Here is a 17066-nt window from a genome sequence, read left to right on the forward strand (position 1 = left end):
ATGGTGTCGACAGGGACGCACGGCGACGGGGTGCCGGTGGTGGCCTACCGGATCGCCCGCGCGTCGGGCGAGGTGCTGGCCGCGCGCCAGGACCGGCTGGACTTCTACGCCGCCTCGACGGTGAAGCTCGCGGTGCTGGTCGCGGCGGCCCGCGAGCTCGACGCGGGGACGGCGAGCCTGGCCGAGACCTGCACCGCCACCCGCACGTTCACCTCGCAGGTGCCCGGCGCGGGCGAGTACACGATCGAGCCGGACGACGTCGACAGCGGCCTGCCGCCGGACGGCACCCCGATGCCGCTGGGCGACGTCGTCGAACGCATGATCGTGGTCTCGTCCAACGAGGCGACCAACATCGTGACCGAGCGGGTGGGCCTGACCGCCGTGAACAAGGTCCTCGCCGACGCCGGTGCCGCCGACTCGGTCTTCGGCCGCAAGTACTCCGACCTGGCCGCGGAACAGGCGGGCGCTTCGCACCGCACGACGGCGGCCGACCTGTGCCTCCTCATGTCCGCCCTGGTCACGGGCAGGCTGGCCGGCCCGGAACGGACCGCGTGGATGTGCGAGACGCTCGGCCGCCAGACCGACCGCCAGCTCACCGCCGCCGTCCCGCAGGGCATCCCGTTCGGCTCGAAGTCCGGCTGGGTGGACGGCATCCGGCACGACGTCGCGTTCGTGGGCGAGCCGGGTCCGGACGCCGTGGTGATCGCGGTATGCACCCGCGGCTACGACGAACAACAGGCGGAAGAAACCCTCAAGTCCCTGGGCGCCCTGTCCCTATCCCTGACCACCCCTTCGCCGAAGTAGAGCGTGTGTCCCGTACACACGCTCTACTTCGGCGGAAGGGTGAGGAGGTCGCGGATCAGCCAGAGGCCGTTCGCCACCTCACCGAAGCTCGTGCTCAGCGGGGAGAGGCCCACGCGCAGGCCCTGCGGCGGGCGGAAGTCCGGCACGACACCGCGCGCCCAGGCCTGGGCGACGACGCGCTTGAAGTCCGGGTGGTCGAGCATGATGTGGCTCCCCCGGCGTTCCGGGTCGCGCGGCGATGCCACCCGCACACCGGCCAGGTACTCGTCGGCGATCTCCATCGCGAACCCGGTCAGCGCCAGCGACTTCTCGCGCACCGCCGGCATGCCGACCTCCTCGACGAGCGCCAGCATGTCGCGCATCGGCAGCATCCCGATCACCGGCGGCGTGCCGCTGATGAGCTGACGGATCCCGCTCGCGGGCTCGTAGTCCGGCCCCATCGCGAAGGGGTCGGCGGCGCCCATCCAGCCCTGGACCGGCTGCCGCACCTCGTCCTGCAGACCCGCCGCGAGGTAGGCGAAGGCGGGTGAGCCCGGCCCGCCGTTGAGGTACTTGTAGGTGCAGCCGACGGCGATGTCCACGCCGTCGGCGTCCAGGTCCAGCGGGACCGAGCCCGCGGAGTGGCACAGGTCCCACAGGACGAGTGCCCCGGCGTCGTGCACGATCCGCGTGATCGCCGGGAGGTCGGCGACATAGCCGGACTTGTAGGCGACATGGCTGAGCAGGACCAGGGCGGTGTCCGGCCCGACGGCGGCCGCCACGTCCTGCGGCGTCACGCCCGCCTCGGCGTCCGGCGTGATCCAGCGGAGCTCCAGGCCGCGTTCGGCGGCGATGCCCTGCAGCACGAAGCGGTCGGTGGGGAAGTTCTCGGTGTCGGCGACGATCACGCGGCGCCCGGGTCGGGCGTCGACCGCGGCGCGCGCGAGCTTGTAGAGCAGCACGGTCGTGGAGTCGGCGACGACGGTCTGCCCCGGCGCCGCGCCCAGCACCACGCGGCCGAGGGTGTCGCCGAGCTCGGTCGGCGCGTCCATCCAGCCCTCGTCCCAGGACCGGATCAGGCGCGCAGCCCACGGCCCGTCGACGAAGGAGGCGAGCCGCTCGCGCGTGGCGGTCAGGGGCCGGCCCAGCGAGTTGCCGTCCAGGTAGGCGACAAGGCCCTCGCTCGGGGCGAAGAGGTCGCGACAGCGGGCGAGCGGGTCGCCGGCGTCGAGCGCGGCGGCGCGTTCGCGCAGCGCGGCGGGCAGGTTCACGGGGTGGGTCACGAGTGCTCCAGGTCGTTCGGTTCCGGCTTGAGCGTACGACCTGTGCCAGGCCGCCCTGCCGCAACCCTTGACGCCCCAGTCCCCCGATCAGTAATGTCCATACCGCTGTAACGCAAGAACTTGACAAGAGTTTGCATGTTGTTCACAGGTCCACAGCAACTACCGAATCCTGGTGATGACACCCGTCAATGAGGACGGGAGATCGGGGACGTCGATGTTCCGCTCCGCCGCACCACGCCACGCGCTCAGACCGGGACTCGCTCCCGCTCTGCTGTCCGTGCTCACCGCCGCCGCCCTCACCGCGGCGGTACTCGTTCCGGCTCCGGCTGCTGCCGCGCCCGTAGTTCTCTCCGCGGGCGCGCCCGCGGCCGCAAGCAGCAACAACGCGCCCTACCTGGCCGGCAACCTGACCGACGGCAACCAGGCGACCTACTGGGAGTCCACCAACAACAGCTTCCCGCAGTGGGCCCAGGTCGACCTGGGCGCAGGGGCCACCGTCGAGGAGGTCGTCCTCAAGCTCCCCGCCGCCTGGGAGGCCCGGACGCAGACCTTGTCGGTGCAGGCCGGCGCCGACGGTGCGTCCTTCACCACGATCGCCGCGAGCGCCCAGCGCCGGTTCGACCCGGCGTCAGGCAACACGGTGACGATCGACGTGCCGAACACCGCGGCGCGGTACCTGCGCGTCGCCATCACGGCGAACACCGGCTGGTCCGCGGGCCAGCTCTCCGAGCTCGAGGTGCGCGGCACGCGCGACGCTCCCGACCCGGAGGAGCCGGTCGAAGGGACCGATCTCGCCCCGGACCGCCCCATCACGGCCTCGTCGACGGAGTGGAGCTACGTGGCGAGCAACGCCAACGACGGCAACACCTCGACCTACTGGGAGGGCGCGGGCGGCCAGTACCCGAGCACGCTCGCGGTGACGCTGGAGTCGTCGGCCACGCTGAGCGACGTCGTCGTGAAGCTGCCCCCGGCCACCGCCTGGGGACCACGGACCCAGACCTTCGAGGTGCAGGGGCGCACGGGGAGCGGCGACGCGTGGGCCACGCTCGCGCCGTCCGCCGCACGAGCCTTCTCCCCCGCCACGGGCAACACCGTGACCGTCCCGGTCACGGGTGCCGCGCGCGAGGTGCGTCTCCGGTTCACGGGCAACACCGGTTCGGGGAACGGTCAGGTGGCCGAGCTCCAGGTGTTCGGGGTGCCGGCAGCGAACCCCAACCTCACGGTCACGGGGGTCTCTGCGACCCCGGCGTCACCGACCGAGTCCGACGACGTCACGCTGTCCGCCACCGTGCGGAACATCGGGACGCTGGGGTCGCCGGCGACGAACGTCGCGCTCACCGTCGACGGTGAGACCGAGGCGACCGTCCCGCTCGGCGCGCTCGGCGCCGGCGCGACGGCTACCGTCAGCGCGAACGTCGGGGCGCTGCCCGCCGGATCCTACGAGATCGGGGCCGTGGCGGACCCGTCGAACACCGTTCCCGAGCAGTCCGAGGGCGACAACGAGTACGTCGGACCAGATCCGCTGGTGGTCGCCCAGGTCGCCAGCTCCGACCTGGTCCCGACGGTGTCGTGGACGCCGAGCACCCCGGCGGCGGGCGAGACCGTCACCTTCTCGGCGACGATCGCGAACCGGGGCACGGTCGCCACCTCGTCCGGGGCGCACGGCCTCACCGTCGTCGTGAAGAACTCGTCGGGGACGACGGTGCGCACCCTCACGGGTTCGGTCTCCGGCACCATCGCTGCGGGCGCCACCAGCCAGAGCGTGAACCTGGGCACCTGGCCGGCCGCCAACGGCTCCTACGACGTCACGATCACCGCCGCCCCCGACCCGACGGAGGTCGAGGCGCGGCGTGCGAACAACGAGGTGACGCAGTCGCTGTTCATCGGCCGCGGCGCCAACATGCCGTTCGACACCTACGAGGCGGAGGACGGCGTGACCGGCGGCGGGGCGACTGCCATCGGGCCGAACCGGGTGGTCGGCGACCTTGCGGGCGAGGCGTCCGGGCGCCGAGCGGTCACGCTCGACGCGACGGGCGAGTATGTCCAGTGGACGACGCGCGCGCCCACCAACTCCCTGGTGGTGCGGTTCTCCATGCCCGACGCCGCGGGCGGCGGTGGCACCAACTCCACGCTCGCCGTGTACGTGGACGGTCAGTTCCTCAAGAACATCGACCTGACCTCGCGGTACGCGTGGCTGTACGGCCCGGAGGCGAACCCCGGCAACCAGCCGGGCCAGGGTGCTCCGCGGCACGTCTACGACGAGGCGAACGCCCTGCTCGGCACCACCGTCCAGGCCGGGCACACCATCCGCCTGCAGAAGACGGCGAGCAACACCAGCACGTACACCGTGGACTTCGTCGACCTGGAGCAGGTGACGGCGCAGGCCAACCCGGACCCGGCCCGCTACGTCCAGCCCACGGGTTTCACGCACCAGGACGTGCAGAACGCGCTGGACCGGTTCCGGATGGACACGACCGGCAACCTGGCCGGCGTCTACCTCCCCGCCGGTGACTACCAGACCGCCAGCAAGTTCCAGGTCTACGGCAAGGCGGTCGACATCGTGGGGGCCGGGCCGTGGTTCACGCGCTTCCACGCGCCGGCCACGCAGGAGAACACGGACATCGGCTTCCGGGCCGAGGGCACGGCGAACGGGTCGACGTTCCGCGACTTCGCCTACTTCGGCAACTACACCTCACGGATCGACGGCCCGGGCAAGGTGTTCGACTTCGCCAACGTGTCCGACATGACCATCGACAACATCTGGGTCGAGCACATGATCTGCATGTTCTGGGCCGCCAACATGGACGGCTCGGAGATCAAGGACTCCCGGATCCGGAACACGTTCGCCGACGCCCTGAACATGACCAACGGCAGCGCGAACAACCACGTGCACAACAACCAGGCACGCGGCACCGGGGACGACTCGTTCGCGCTGTTCGCGGCAACCGACGCCGGGGGCAGCGGCCAGCGGGGCAACGTGTTCGAGAACCTGACGTCCACGAACACCTGGCGTGCCGCGGGCCTCGCGGTCTACGGCGGGCAGGACAACACGTTCCGCAACATCTACATCGCCGACACGCTCGTGTACTCGGGCGTGACGATCAGCTCGCTGGACTTCGGGTACCCGATGGAGGGGTTCGGCCCCGCGCCGACCGTCTTCGAGGGCATCTCCGTGGTCCGCTCCGGCGGGCACTTCTGGGGTGACCAGGTGTTCCCGGCGGTGTGGATGTTCTCGGCGTCGAAGGCGTTCACCGCTATCCGGGTGAACGACCTCGACATCGTGGACCCGACGTACTCCGGGATCATGTTCCAGACCCAGTACATCGGCGGCCAGCCGGTCAACCCGATCCAGGACACCGTGCTCACCGACGTGTCGATCACCGGGGCCCAGCGCAGCGGCGACCAGTACGACGCGAGGTCGGGCTACGGCATCTGGGCCAACCCGCTGCCGGAACAGGGGCAGGGTCCGGCCGTCGGCTCGGCGACGTTCAACGGCCTGACGCTGCAGAACAACTACCGCGACATCGAGAACCCGACGTCGACGTTCACGATCAACCGCAACTAACCCCTTCGCCGAGGTAGAGCGGGTGTCCGCGACACACGCTCTACCTCGAGGGTCGCCGGTCGCCGAGGTAGAGCGTGTGTCGCGGACGCACGCTCTACCTCGGCAATCGGGGGAGACGGCGGGAGGCTCGGAGCCAGGTGATCAGGTCCGTCGCCGTCTCCGGCGGGGGGAACGGAGCGGTGAGGGCGGGGGCCGACGGCGGTCCCAGGACCGCCCGCCGCAGGGCCTCACCCTCGAGAACCCGCCCGAGCAGCTCGATCTCGCGCTCGTTGACCCCGACCGGCGTCGGACCGTTGCCCATGTCCGTGCCGTAGACGAGCGTCCCGCCCTCGGCGACGAAGCGCCGCGCGTTGTCGAGCGCCAGCTCCAGACCGGCCGGCCGGCCGGGGCCGTCGTGGATCGCGAAGGTCGAGATCCAGGTCATGTGCGCGGCCCGGGCGATCAGGGCGTCAGGCAGCGCCTCGGTCCACGGCACGTGCACGAGCGCGTCCGCGCCGACGTCGATCGCCCGCCGGGCCTGACCGTCGCCCTCCGCGTGCACCAGCACCGCCAGCCCTGCCGCGTGCGCCTGCGTGACGAGAGCACGCAGCACGTCGTCGGGCAGCAGCGGCATACCCGCGTGCAGGGCCACCTTGACCGCGAACCCGCCCACGGCGACGACGTCGGCCACCGCGGCGGCGGCCTCGCGCGGCGTCGCGACGTGCCGCACCGCGGCGTCCGGCGCCCACGACCGCCCGGTGGGATACCCGCCGGGCGCGGCATGGAAGGGCCCGGCGTACCGCACCCGGATGCCCGACGGCGGGTCGGCCGCCCAGGTGGCCGCCTCGCGCGGGTCCCAGCCCAGATCGTGCACCTCGGTGACCGGGCCGTCCGCGAGGAGCGCGCGATCGACCAGACCCAGGTGCACATGGCGGTCGACGACGCCGGGAAGCGTCACCTCCGGCACGCCGTCGGGCCCCCGCACGGGCGCGTCGTCACGCACCGAGCGGGCCGTCGATCTCGGTGCGCACCGAGATGAGCTCGGGGAAGAACGTCAGGTCCAAGGCCCGCTTGAGGAAGCCGACGCCGCTCGACCCTCCGGTGCCGGTCTTGAAGCCGATGGTCCGCTGCACGGTGCGCAGATGGCGGAACCGCCACAGCTGGAACGCGTCCTCGATGTCGACCAGGTCCTCGCAGGCCTCGTACAGCTCCCAGTTGTCGTGCGGGTCCTCGTAGATCGTCTTGAAGACCTTGATCAGCTCCGGGTGCTCGACCCATGCCTGCGTGACGTCCCGGTCCAGGATCTCTGCCGGCACCGGATGTCCGCGCCGGGCCAGCAGCCGCAGGAACGCGTCGTACACGGTGGGCTCGGCCAGGAGGTGCGCCAGCAGCGCGTGCACCTCGGGCTTGTCGCGGAACACCTGCAGCATCCCGGCGTTCTTGTTGCCCAGCAGGAACTCCACGGCGCGGTACTGGTGCGACTGGAAGCCCGACGACTGCCCCAGCGACCCCCGGAACTCCGCGTACTCGCTGGGCGTGAGGGTGGCCAGCACCGACCACTGCTCCGTGATGGTGCGCTGGATGTGCTTCACGCGGGCCAGGCCCTTGAGCGCCCGCGACAGGTCGTCGCTGTCGAGAAATCCGCGGACGGCGCGCAGCTCGTGCACCACGAGCTTGAGCCACAGCTCGGTGGTCTGGTGCTGGATGATGAACAGCAGCTCGTCGTGGTGCGGAGGGTCGCTCATCGGGTGCTGTGCCGAGAGGAGCGCGTCGAGCCCCAGATAGGAGCCGTAGTCCATCTCGTCGCGGAAGTCCGTGCGGATGGAGGCCTCGATGGGCCGAGTATTACCGGTCACCTCTGGAGCGTAACGCCGCGCTGCCCCGCCCTGGCATGCCCGCAGGTCAGGCTGCCAGCGCCTCGTCCCGGTTCGGGTTCTCGAACGCCTCCGCCATCAGGGCGATCTCCTCGGACGGCAGCGACATGTCGCGCGCTACCCGCGACCAGCCGGACGTCGCACCCGCCACCTCGGCCAGCACCCGCCGGGCGTCCTCCTGCCGCAGGCCGTACGAGTCCGCGGTGGCCAGCAGCACCCGCACGTCCCGGTCGATACGCGTGTCGCCGGGCCGCAGCGGCGTCGACTCCGCGACGGCGAAGGGGTTGGGGTTCACGTCGAAGAGCGGGGAGAGCGACCAGCCGTCGGAGCGGCGCAGGAAGCCATGGTTCTTCATGTGGTCGTCCACGTTGCGCACGAGCAGCGTGAAGGCCACCCGGCGGAACAGGTCGTGACCGTCGGTGGCCGGCCTGCCCGAGTGGTCCGCGAGCGTCTCCGCGAGCGTCCGATAGTCGATGACCTCGAAGAACGCCTTCTGCGTGAGGCTGTCGGCGGACAGGAAACCGATACGTCCGCCGTCCGGCCGCCGGTCGAACCGGCGGGTCAGCAGGATCGATCGCGCGGGACCGATGCGGTGCAGCCGTGCCACCGGGACCTCGATGCCCGCGTCCGAGGCCAGCCGCAGCGTCAGGTACTCCCAGGCCTGCATGTCCCACCGGTCGCCGCTCTCCGGCAGCTTCGCCATCCACAGGTCGCCGGCGCTGTCCTTCACCGTCACCTTGGGTCGCGCCCCGCCCATCGAGGTGCCGGCCGCGACCAGGAGCCGCACGTCGTGGTCGGTCTCCCGGTGCTGCGCGACGGCGTCCGCGGCGGCCGTCAGCGACGGCAGGTCGACCAGGTCGGGGACCTCCGCCCGCGGCGGGCCCATGAAGGTCCTGCCGTCGTCCAGCGAGAAGCGCAGCGCCCCCAGGCGGGTCTCGTCCTGCACGCCGAGCAGGAAGTCCACCTCGGTGAGGGTCATGAACCCGCGACCCTCCGCGCGCGCGGCGCGCCGCTCCGCGTTGAACAGCAGGGTGCGGCCCCACTGGTCGGGCTGGCAGTCCGCGAGGACGCCGAACAGGGGCCGGTCGCTGCCGGACGGGATGTTCCCCGGCGTCAGCGGCAGCTCCGGGCACAGGGCGTACGCCCGCGCGTCACGCAGGTAGGCGTCGTCGTAACGGAACGTGCAGCCGACCAGGGCGCCGCCCCGGTTGAGGTGCATGTCGAGGTCACCGGCACGGGTCTGTCCGCCGCCTGGCAGCTCGACCTCGACATGTATCGACATCGCGGTTCACCTTCTCAGCTTGGAACTCTTACCCGCTGCGGCAGGGCCCGTTCCGCGTGGAACCTGCCCATCTCGGTGGTCAGCGGGTCGGTCGCGCCGACGACGGCGTCGGCCACCCCGAGCACACGGAGCACCGCGAACGTGTTCTCCAGGCTCACCGTTCCGGTACCCGTCTCGAGCGCGCGGAGCGTGGTGCGCGTGATGCCCGCACGATCGGCGACGAGCTGGGCCGTGAGGCCGTGGATCTTGCGCCAGGCCCGGACGTGGTCGCCGAGTGAGGCGAGGTCGCGCCGGGTCCGGAGGGAAGTTCTGGCCATGACTGCTCCTTTCGGTTACCAGGCTAACCGACGAGCGACGTAATGGTCACTAGGGTGACCACTAATTCCTGGGACGACTTGGTGGACGCCACAGCGGCCGCCGCGGAGCCGCGTCTGGCGGTTCCCGACAAAGCAGGACGGGCCGCCCCACGGTGTGGGACGGCCCGTCGCGCGCGACGTTCAGCGATGCGGCACTACGACGCCGGCTGGTTGTTGACGGTGGCGGTCTCCAGCGCACCGACCGAGAGGTCGTGCTTCTCGAGGATCTTGGCGTACGTACCGTCGTCGATGATGCTCTGCATCGCCGCCTGGTAGGCCCGCACCAGCTCGACGTCGCCCTTCAGGAACCGGAAGCCCAGGGGCGTCGGGTTGATGATCTCGCTGTTCGCCACCTCGAAGACATCACCGGAGCCGATCTGCTTCGCGTTGTACACACCGGTGGACCACTGCGTCAGCTCGGCGTCAGCGGTGCCCGCCTCGACCTGGGCGAGTGCGTCGGCGTCCGTGCCGAACGGCATGATCGTGACCGGCTCGGCCTGGCACTCGTTCTCGTTGAGGGCGACCAGCGCGGTCTGCTGCGACGAGTAGTCCTCCACCGCGGTACCACCGAGAACGGCGACCTTACGGCCGCACAGGTCCGCGAGCGTCTTGATCTTGCCGGGGTTCCCGGCCGGGACCATGATCGCGTCGCTGTCGTTGTAGTAGTCGACGAAGTCGGACTCGATCTGGCGTTCCGGGGTGTCCGACATGGCGGCGGCCACCACGTCGACGTTGCTCGCGTACAGCTCGTTGATCAGCGAGTCCCACGGCATGTCGTGGAACGTGTACTTCAGGCCCAGCCGGTCCGAGGCGGCGTCGAACAGGTCGATCTCGAACCCGACGATGCGGCCTGCCTCGTTCGTGTACTGGAAGGGCGGGTAGCCCGACTCGGTACCGACCGTGATGCGGGTGGACTGGGCCATCAGCTCACCGGGCAGCAGCGCGCGCAGCTCCGGATCCACCTCGACCTGCTCCGCGGCTGCTGCCGTCTCGTCCGAGCTGGCCGCGCAGCCGGTCAGCAGCACTCCGAACGCGGCTGCTGCCGTGATCGAGCCGATGACCGCACGCGTACGGTGTCCGAGAGCCATGCGGGGTCCTCCACAAAAGACATGATGAGCGAGTTACGCGGGTGGAGCCTATACGTTCCAGGCCAGTTGCCGTGAATCCGAGTTTCACCTACGCCCACATGCCGCGACACCAGGGCTCAAGCGCTGGTGCCGACCTTAGCCGCCGCCCCCACGTCCGCCAGAATCACCGCATCGATAAGGCCCCTGGCCCATTCCAGGACCTCGGTACCACGCAGCGGCCGGCCGCCGATCCGCGCGGTGGTCGGGAACGGTACGAGGATCGCCCGGATGGCGGGCTTGAGCACGGTCCCGGGGTAGAGCCGCTTGAGGCGCAGCTGCGCCGACTCGGGCAGGCTCACCGGCGCGAACCGGACGAACTTGCCCTGTGCGGTGATGTCCGTGAGCCCCGCCTGACGTGCGTGGTTCCGGAAGCCCGCGACGTCGAACAGCGCGTCCGCGACGTCGGGCAGCGCGCCGTAGCGGTCGGTGAGCTCGGCGCGCACCTCGTCGAGGGCCGCGGCGTCGTGCGCGGTCGCGATCTTCTTGTACGCCTCCAGCCGCAGCCGCTCCGTGGCGATGTAGGACTCGGGCAGGTGCGCGTCCACGGGCAGCTCGATGGTGACCTCGGGGGCCTCCTCCTCGGCGTCGCCGCGGAACGCGGAGACCGCCTCGCCCACCATGCGCACGTAGAGGTCGAAGCCGACGCCGGCGATGTGCCCGGACTGCTCGCCGCCCAGCAGGTTGCCGGCCCCGCGGATCTCGAGGTCCTTCATGGCGATCTGCATGCCCGCGCCGAGGTCGGTGTGGGCGGCCATGGTGGCGAGCCGGTCGTGCGCCGTCTCGGTGAGCGGCTTCTCCGGCGGGTAGAGGAAGTACGCGTAGGCGCGCTCGCGCCCACGGCCCACCCGGCCCCTGAGCTGGTGCAGCTGGGACAGGCCCAGCATGTCGGACCGCTCGAGGATCAGGGTGTTGGCGTTGGAGATGTCCAGGCCGGTCTCGATGATCGTGGTGCAGACCAGGACGTCGAGCTCCTTCTCCCAGAAGGCGCGGATGACCCGGTCGAGCTCGTGCTCGCCCATCTTGCCGTGGGCCACGCCGATGCGGGCCTCGGGCACCAGCTCGTTGAGCCGGGAGGCGGTGCGCTGGATGGTCTCCACCTTGTTGTGCACGTAGAAGACCTGGCCCTCGCGCAGCAGCTCGCGCCGCAGCGCGGCGGCGATCTGCTTCTCCTCGAAGGCGCCCACGTAGGTGAGCACGGGGTGGCGCTCCTCCGGGGGCGTGGCCAGCGTCGACATCTCGCGGATGCCGGTCACCGCCATCTCGAGCGTGCGGGGGATCGGGGTCGCCGACATGGCCAGCACGTCCACGTTGGTGCGCAGCTGCTTGAGCGTCTCCTTGTGCTCGACGCCGAAGCGCTGCTCCTCGTCGATGACCACCAGACCCAGGTCCTTGAACTGGACGGACCCGGTGATGAGCCGGTGCGTGCCGATGACGACGTCGACGCTGCCTTCCTTCAGGCCCGCGAGCGTCTCCTCGGACTCCTTGGCGGTCTGGAAGCGGCTCAGCGCCCGCACGTTGACGGGGAACCCGGTGTACCGCTCGGAGAACGTCTCGAAGTGCTGCTGCACCAGGAGCGTCGTGGGGACCAGGATGGCGACCTGCTTGCCGTCCTGCACCGCCTTGAACGCTGCCCGGATGGCGATCTCCGTCTTGCCGTACCCGACGTCGCCGCACACCAGGCGGTCCATCGGCACGGACTTCTCCATGTCGGCCTTGACCTCGTCGATCGTCGCGAGCTGGTCCGGGGTCTCGACGTAGGCGAAGGCGTCCTCGAGCTCACGCTGCCACGGGGTGTCGGGACCGTACGCGTGACCCTGCGTGGCCATGCGCGCGCTGTAGAGCCGGATGAGCTCGCTCGCGATCTCCTTGACGTGCTTGCGCGCCTTGGCCTTGGTGTTCTTCCAGTCGGCGCCGCCCATCTTGGACAGCGACGGCGACTCCCCGCCGGTGTACTTGGTGACCTGGTCGAGCTGGTCGGTGGGCACGAACAGCCGGTCGCCCGGCTGTCCGCGCTTGCTGCTCGCGTACTCGATCACGAGGTACTCGCGCGTGGCACGGTTGCCGCCGGTGCCCATGGTGCGCTGCGCCATCTCGACGAACCGGCCGACACCGTGCTGCTCGTGCACCACGAAGTCGTCGGCCTTGAGCTGGAGCGGGTCCACCACGTTGCGCCGTCGGCTGGGCATCTTGCGCATGTCGCGCGTGCCGGAGCCCGCCCGCCCGGTCAGGTCCTGCTCGGAGAAGACGGCGAGCTTCAGGTCGGGCGCCACGAAGCCCTTGCCGACGCCGCCCGCGACCACGTGCACGACGCCCGGCTCGGGCTCGTCCTCGAGCGAGATCGCCAGCCGGGCCGCGGTACCCGCCGCCGACAGCTGTTCGGTCATGCGCTTCGCGGGGCCGTGTCCCTCGGTGGTCAGCACGAGCCGCCAGCTCGCGACCTGCAGGCCGTGCACGTCGTCGAGGGCGCGGGCGAGGTCTCCGCGGTACGACTCGACGTCCCGAGCGCTCACCACGAACGTGTCAGACGCTGAGGTCACTCCGGTGACCTGTGTGTCTGACAGGTCGGCGAGCTCCGTGTCCTGCGTGAACGACGACAGCGTCCACCAGCCCAGGCCGCGCCGAGCCGCTACCTCGCGGACCTCGGCGAACGTCGCGAAGGACGCGGCGGACAGGTTGATGGGCGCCGCGCCGCCGGCCACGGCCCCGGTCCAGGCCGCGGCGAGGAACTCCTCGGTGGTCGCCACGAGGTCGTGGGCTCGACGACGTACGCGCTCGGGCTCGTCGACCACGAGCAGCGCGTCGTCGGGCACGAGCTCCAGGACGGAGATCATGCGGTCCACCAGCACGGGCGCCAGCGACTCCATGCCCTCGACGGCGACACCGGCGGCCAGCTTGTCGAGCATCTCGACCGCGCCGGGCAGGGTCTCGACGAGCTCGGCGGCACGCGCCCGGACGGCGTCGTCCAGCAGGATCTCGCGGCACGGCGGCGCCCAGAGCCCGCGCTCCGCGATCTCCAGGCTGCGCTGGTCGGCCACGGCGAACCAGCGGATCTCCGTGACCTCGTCGCCCCAGAACTCGCACCGCAGCGGGTGGTCCTCCGTGGGCGGGAAGATGTCGAGGATGCCACCGCGCACCGCGTACTCGCCGCGCCGCTCCACCATGTCCACGCGTGTGTAGGCGGCGGCGGTGAGCCGCTCGGCGACGTCGGTCAGGTCAGCGGTGGCGCCGATGTCCAGCTGGACCGGCTCGAGCTCTCCGAGGCCCTCGACGACGGGCTGCAGCAGGGCGCGGACCGGCATCACGAGGATCCGGATCGCGCCGGCCTGCCCGTGCCCCTCGGCCGGGTGCGCCAGGCGGCGGAACACGGCGAGGCGCTTGGCCACGGTGTCCGCGCGCGGGCTGAGCCGCTCGTGCGGCAGCGTCTCCCAGGCGGGGAGCACCGCGACGTCGTCGGCCTGGTCCTCCGGGAGATAGCTCCGCAGGCTCGCGGCCAGGTCGTCGGCCTCGCGGCCCGTCGCGGTGACCACCACGAGCGGGCGCCGCGCGGACGCGGCGACGAGCAGCGGCGGGCGCACGCCCGCCGGACCCACCACGTCCGCGAAGCCGCGGGCGCGTACGTGCTCCACCGCGGCGGCGGCGCCGGGATCGCGCAGAAGAGTGGGAAGCAGGCCGGTGAGGTTCATGGGTTCTGTCCTTCGAGGGCGCACGACGACGGGCCCATCACGAGCACGACCGGGTGCGGTCGACGGCGTGAGGGGCTGATCCCAGGCTACTCCCGGACACTGACAGTGCCTCCCACGGTGCGCGCGGCGCCACCGCCCTCTGGCGCCACCACCCTTGAACAGAGCACTGCACGTACGATGACCCGCGATGTTCACCCCTCCCGGATCCCCGCGGCACGCAGGCGTGCCGGGGCACGACCCCGCCGTCGGGCCGCGCACCCCCGTCCGTCTCGCCTGGCCCGACGCCGCCCGCGGCCTCGCCATCGGTCTCGTGGTGCTCTACCACGCGACCAACTGGACGTGGTCGACGGGGTACGAGGTGAGCGTGCTGCGCGAGGTGAACGAGACGCTGCGCAGCCTGCGCATGCCGTTGTTCTTCGCGGTGGCCGGCATGTTCGCCGCGAAGTGGACGACGGTGCCGTGGTCCCGCCTGGCGCGCGGCAAGCTCCTGTTCTTCGCCTGGGTGTTCGTGCTGTGGGAGCCGATCTCCCTCGTGGTCCGCCTGCTCACCGGCTACTACCAGGTGGCCGACGCCGACTGGGGCACCCTGTGGGGCCACCTGGCCTGGTCGCTCCTGGTCCCCCGCTCCGAGCTCTGGTTCGTCTGGACGCTCGCCGCCTTCTTCGTGATCGCACGAGCGCTGCGCCGGGTGCCCGCCCCCGTGCAGCTCGTGCTCGCCGCATGCGTGAGCGGGTGGGCCCTGGCGGGCTGGGAACCGGAGAGCATCGCATGGCGGGGCACCGCACAGTTCCTGCTCTTCTTCCTGGGCGGCCTGCACCTGCGGTCGCTGCTGGAACGGTTCGCCCGGCGGGTCACCTGGCTGTGGGCGGTGGGCGCCGTCGTCGTCTGGCTCGGGATCCAGGTGGCCGTGCGGGAGCTGGGCGTCGCCGACGCGCCAGGCCTCTACCTACTGGCGAACATCGCGGGCGTCCCTGCGGGGGTGGCCGTGAGCGTGCTGGCCTCCCGTGTGCCCGGTACCCGGTATCTGCCCAGCTCACTCGGGTTGCAGTGGATCGGAGCGCGGACGCTGCCGGTGTTCGTCACGCATACGTCGGTGGTGCTCGGGCTGCTGTGCCTGCTCTACCGCAACGCCATCTGGATCCCCGCGCCGCAGTCGCAGTGGCTGCCGGTGGCGCTCTGGGTCGCGGCGATCGCCGTCGGGCTGGGGCTCGGTGCCCTGGCGCCCCGCATCGGCGCGCGCTGGCTCTTCGCGCCGCCGCGGCGGCTGACCGGCGCCAGCCGCTGAACCTTGGCAAAAAGTGGCTTGTTACTTTTTGCCGACATCTACCCTGAACGTGACAAGTCCTGTTATTGTGTCGAACTCAGCAACGGCAACGGCGCCGTCGCGACCCGGCGGAGCCCTGGCCTCGCCCCGGCCAGCGGGAGGTCTTGTGCGACGCATCAGACGAACGGCGGTTCTCGCGGCCGCGGTCACCGCCGCCTGCCTCAGTGCGACGGCGCTGCTGGCACCGGCTCAGGCCGCACCCGAACAGGCCACGCGGGAACAGGCCACGGCAGCGCTCGCCGAGCCCACGCTGCCCAGCCCGGAGTCAGAGATCAACGCCACGGGCACGCCGTTCACCGGCACCCGGCCGGACGGCACGGTGTACGGCCTGATCGATGCGCACAGCCACATGTTCATGCAGGACGGCATGGGCGGCGCGGCCCTGTGCGGCAAGGTCTTCTCGGAGGACGGGATCGAGACCGCGCTGCGGGACTGCCTGTCCCACGAGCCGCACGGGCTCGGCGCGCTGCTGGAGAACCTGACCCGCGACGGCTCCCCCATCGGCACGCACGACACCACCGGCTGGCCCACGTTCGCCGACTGGCCCGCCCACGACTCGCTGACCCACCAGCAGATGTACTACCGCTGGGTCGAGCGGGCCTGGCGCGGCGGCCAGCGCGTGCTCGTGAACGACCTGGTCACCAACGGCCTGCTGTGCTCCATCAACCCGGGCACCTACCAGAGCTGCGACGAGATGACGGCGATCCGCCGCCAGGCGCAGGACACCTACGACCTGCAGGCCTACGTCGACGCCCAGTACGGCGGGGCGGGCAAGGGCTGGTTCCGGATAGTGACCACCAGCGAGCAGGCCCGCCAGGTGATCGAGGAGGGCAAGCTCGCCGTCGTGCTCGGCGTCGAGACGTCGGAGCCGTTCGGGTGCAAGCAGACCCTGCGCATCCCGAACTGCTCGCGGGCCGACATCGACGCCGGCCTCGACGAGCTGTACGACCTGGGTGTGCGCTCGATGTACCTCTGCCACAAGTTCGACAACGCGCTGTGCGGCGTGCGGTTCGACGAGGGATCCATGGGCACGATCATCAACGCCGGCCAGTTCCTCTCGACCGGCACCTGGTGGGACGCTCGCTCCTGCCCCGCCGACCAGCCGCACGACCACAACCCGGGCAACGGTGAGCTCCCGCCCGCGCTGGAGGACGACCTCCCGCCCGTCCTGCCCCTCTACCCGCCGGGGACCGTCTGCAACACGAAGGGTCTGAGCGGGCTGGGCGCATACGCCGTCCGCGGCATGGTCGAACGCAACATGATGGTCGAGATCGACCACATGAGCGCGAAGGCCGCCGACCAGACGCTCGACATCCTGGAGGCCGAGGACTACCCGGGCGTCCTGTCGACGCACTCCTGGATGGACGAGCGGTACCTCGACCGGCTCTACGCCCTCGGTGGGTTCGCGACCATCTACGGGCACGCCGCCCACGAGTTCGTCGAGGAGTACGAGCGCACCGCACCGGTACGCGACCGGTACGGCGCGGGCATCGGCTTCGGGTTCGACATGAACGGTTTCGGCGGCACGCCGCCCCCCAGGGGCGAAGCGGCCAACCCCGTCACCTACCCGTTCCGGTCGTTCGACGGCGGCACGCTGCTCGACCGGCAGACCACCGGTGAGCGCACGTGGGACATCAACGTCGACGGCGTAGCGCACTACGGGCTGGTGCCCGACTACGTCGAGGACCTGCGGCTCGTCGGCGGGCAGGAGATCATCGACGACCTGGTACGCGGCCCGGAGAGCTACCTGACGACCTGGGCGGGGGCGGAGGCGCACTGACGCGCGCCGCCGATTGAGCAGCTCCGGTGG

11 protein-coding genes are annotated in these 17066 nt (G+C 71.0%); 4 read left to right on the forward strand and 7 right to left on the reverse strand.

Annotation, left to right across the window (positions count from 1 at the left end):
• Entirely contained in the window at window positions 1-804 is an 804-nt protein-coding gene (locus tag ACQEVI_RS08270; protein ID WP_432896740.1) for a serine hydrolase, read from the forward strand.
• Between the two features lie 23 nt (window positions 805-827).
• Here ACQEVI_RS08270 and ACQEVI_RS08275 read toward each other — a convergent pair whose 3' ends face one another.
• Window positions 828-2066 (reverse strand): kynureninase, encoded by a 1239-nt coding sequence (locus ACQEVI_RS08275; protein ID WP_432896741.1) that lies wholly within the window; start codon window positions 2064-2066, stop codon window positions 828-830.
• Between the two features lie 175 nt (window positions 2067-2241).
• Here ACQEVI_RS08275 and ACQEVI_RS08280 point away from each other — a divergent pair, with 175 nt between their 5' ends.
• A complete protein-coding gene (locus ACQEVI_RS08280) occupies window positions 2242-5631 on the forward strand; it encodes a discoidin domain-containing protein (protein ID WP_432896744.1) in 3390 nt (1129 codons plus the stop codon).
• Window positions 5632-5725: 94 nt separating this feature from the next.
• Here the strand turns inward: ACQEVI_RS08280 and ACQEVI_RS08285 are convergent, their stop codons facing one another.
• From ACQEVI_RS08285 to mfd, 6 genes are all read right to left on the reverse strand, one after another.
• A complete protein-coding gene (locus ACQEVI_RS08285; RefSeq protein ID WP_432896746.1) occupies window positions 5726-6613 on the reverse strand; it encodes a hydrolase in 888 nt (295 codons plus the stop codon).
• Window positions 6606-7466, reverse strand: coding sequence for a tryptophan 2,3-dioxygenase (kynA, locus tag ACQEVI_RS08290; RefSeq protein WP_432896749.1), 861 nt, complete (start codon window positions 7464-7466; stop codon window positions 6606-6608). The genes ACQEVI_RS08285 and kynA overlap by 8 nt, the downstream gene beginning before the upstream one ends.
• A gap of 46 nt (window positions 7467-7512) precedes the next feature.
• A complete protein-coding gene (locus tag ACQEVI_RS08295; RefSeq protein WP_432896752.1) occupies window positions 7513-8766 on the reverse strand; it encodes a type II toxin-antitoxin system HipA family toxin in 1254 nt (417 codons plus the stop codon).
• A 14-nt stretch (window positions 8767-8780) separates the two neighbouring features.
• Window positions 8781-9083 (reverse strand): helix-turn-helix transcriptional regulator, encoded by a 303-nt coding sequence (locus ACQEVI_RS08300; RefSeq protein WP_116676849.1) that lies wholly within the window; start codon window positions 9081-9083, stop codon window positions 8781-8783.
• Between the two features lie 194 nt (window positions 9084-9277).
• Window positions 9278-10210 carry an ABC transporter substrate-binding protein gene (locus ACQEVI_RS08305; RefSeq protein WP_432896756.1) on the reverse strand — a complete coding sequence of 311 codons (933 nt, stop codon included), beginning with the start codon at window positions 10208-10210 and terminating at the stop codon, window positions 9278-9280.
• 116 nt (window positions 10211-10326) lie between these two features.
• Window positions 10327-13932 carry a transcription-repair coupling factor gene (gene mfd / locus ACQEVI_RS08310; RefSeq protein WP_432896758.1) on the reverse strand — a complete coding sequence of 1202 codons (3606 nt, stop codon included), beginning with the start codon at window positions 13930-13932 and terminating at the stop codon, window positions 10327-10329.
• Between the two features lie 187 nt (window positions 13933-14119).
• Here mfd and ACQEVI_RS08315 point away from each other — a divergent pair, with 187 nt between their 5' ends.
• Complete coding sequence (locus ACQEVI_RS08315) at window positions 14120-15217, forward strand: acyltransferase family protein (RefSeq protein WP_432896760.1); 1098 nt, start codon at window positions 14120-14122, stop codon at window positions 15215-15217.
• Between the two features lie 145 nt (window positions 15218-15362).
• Window positions 15363-17036, forward strand: a complete 1674-nt coding sequence (locus ACQEVI_RS08320) for a Coagulation factor 5/8 type domain-containing protein (protein ID WP_432896763.1) — start codon at window positions 15363-15365, stop codon at window positions 17034-17036.
• The last annotated feature ends 30 nt before the right edge of the window (window positions 17037-17066 follow it).

Source organism: Promicromonospora sp. CA-289599 (assembly GCF_050936155.1).
In the GTDB taxonomy this organism is placed as follows: Bacteria; Actinomycetota; Actinomycetes; order Actinomycetales; family Cellulomonadaceae; genus Promicromonospora.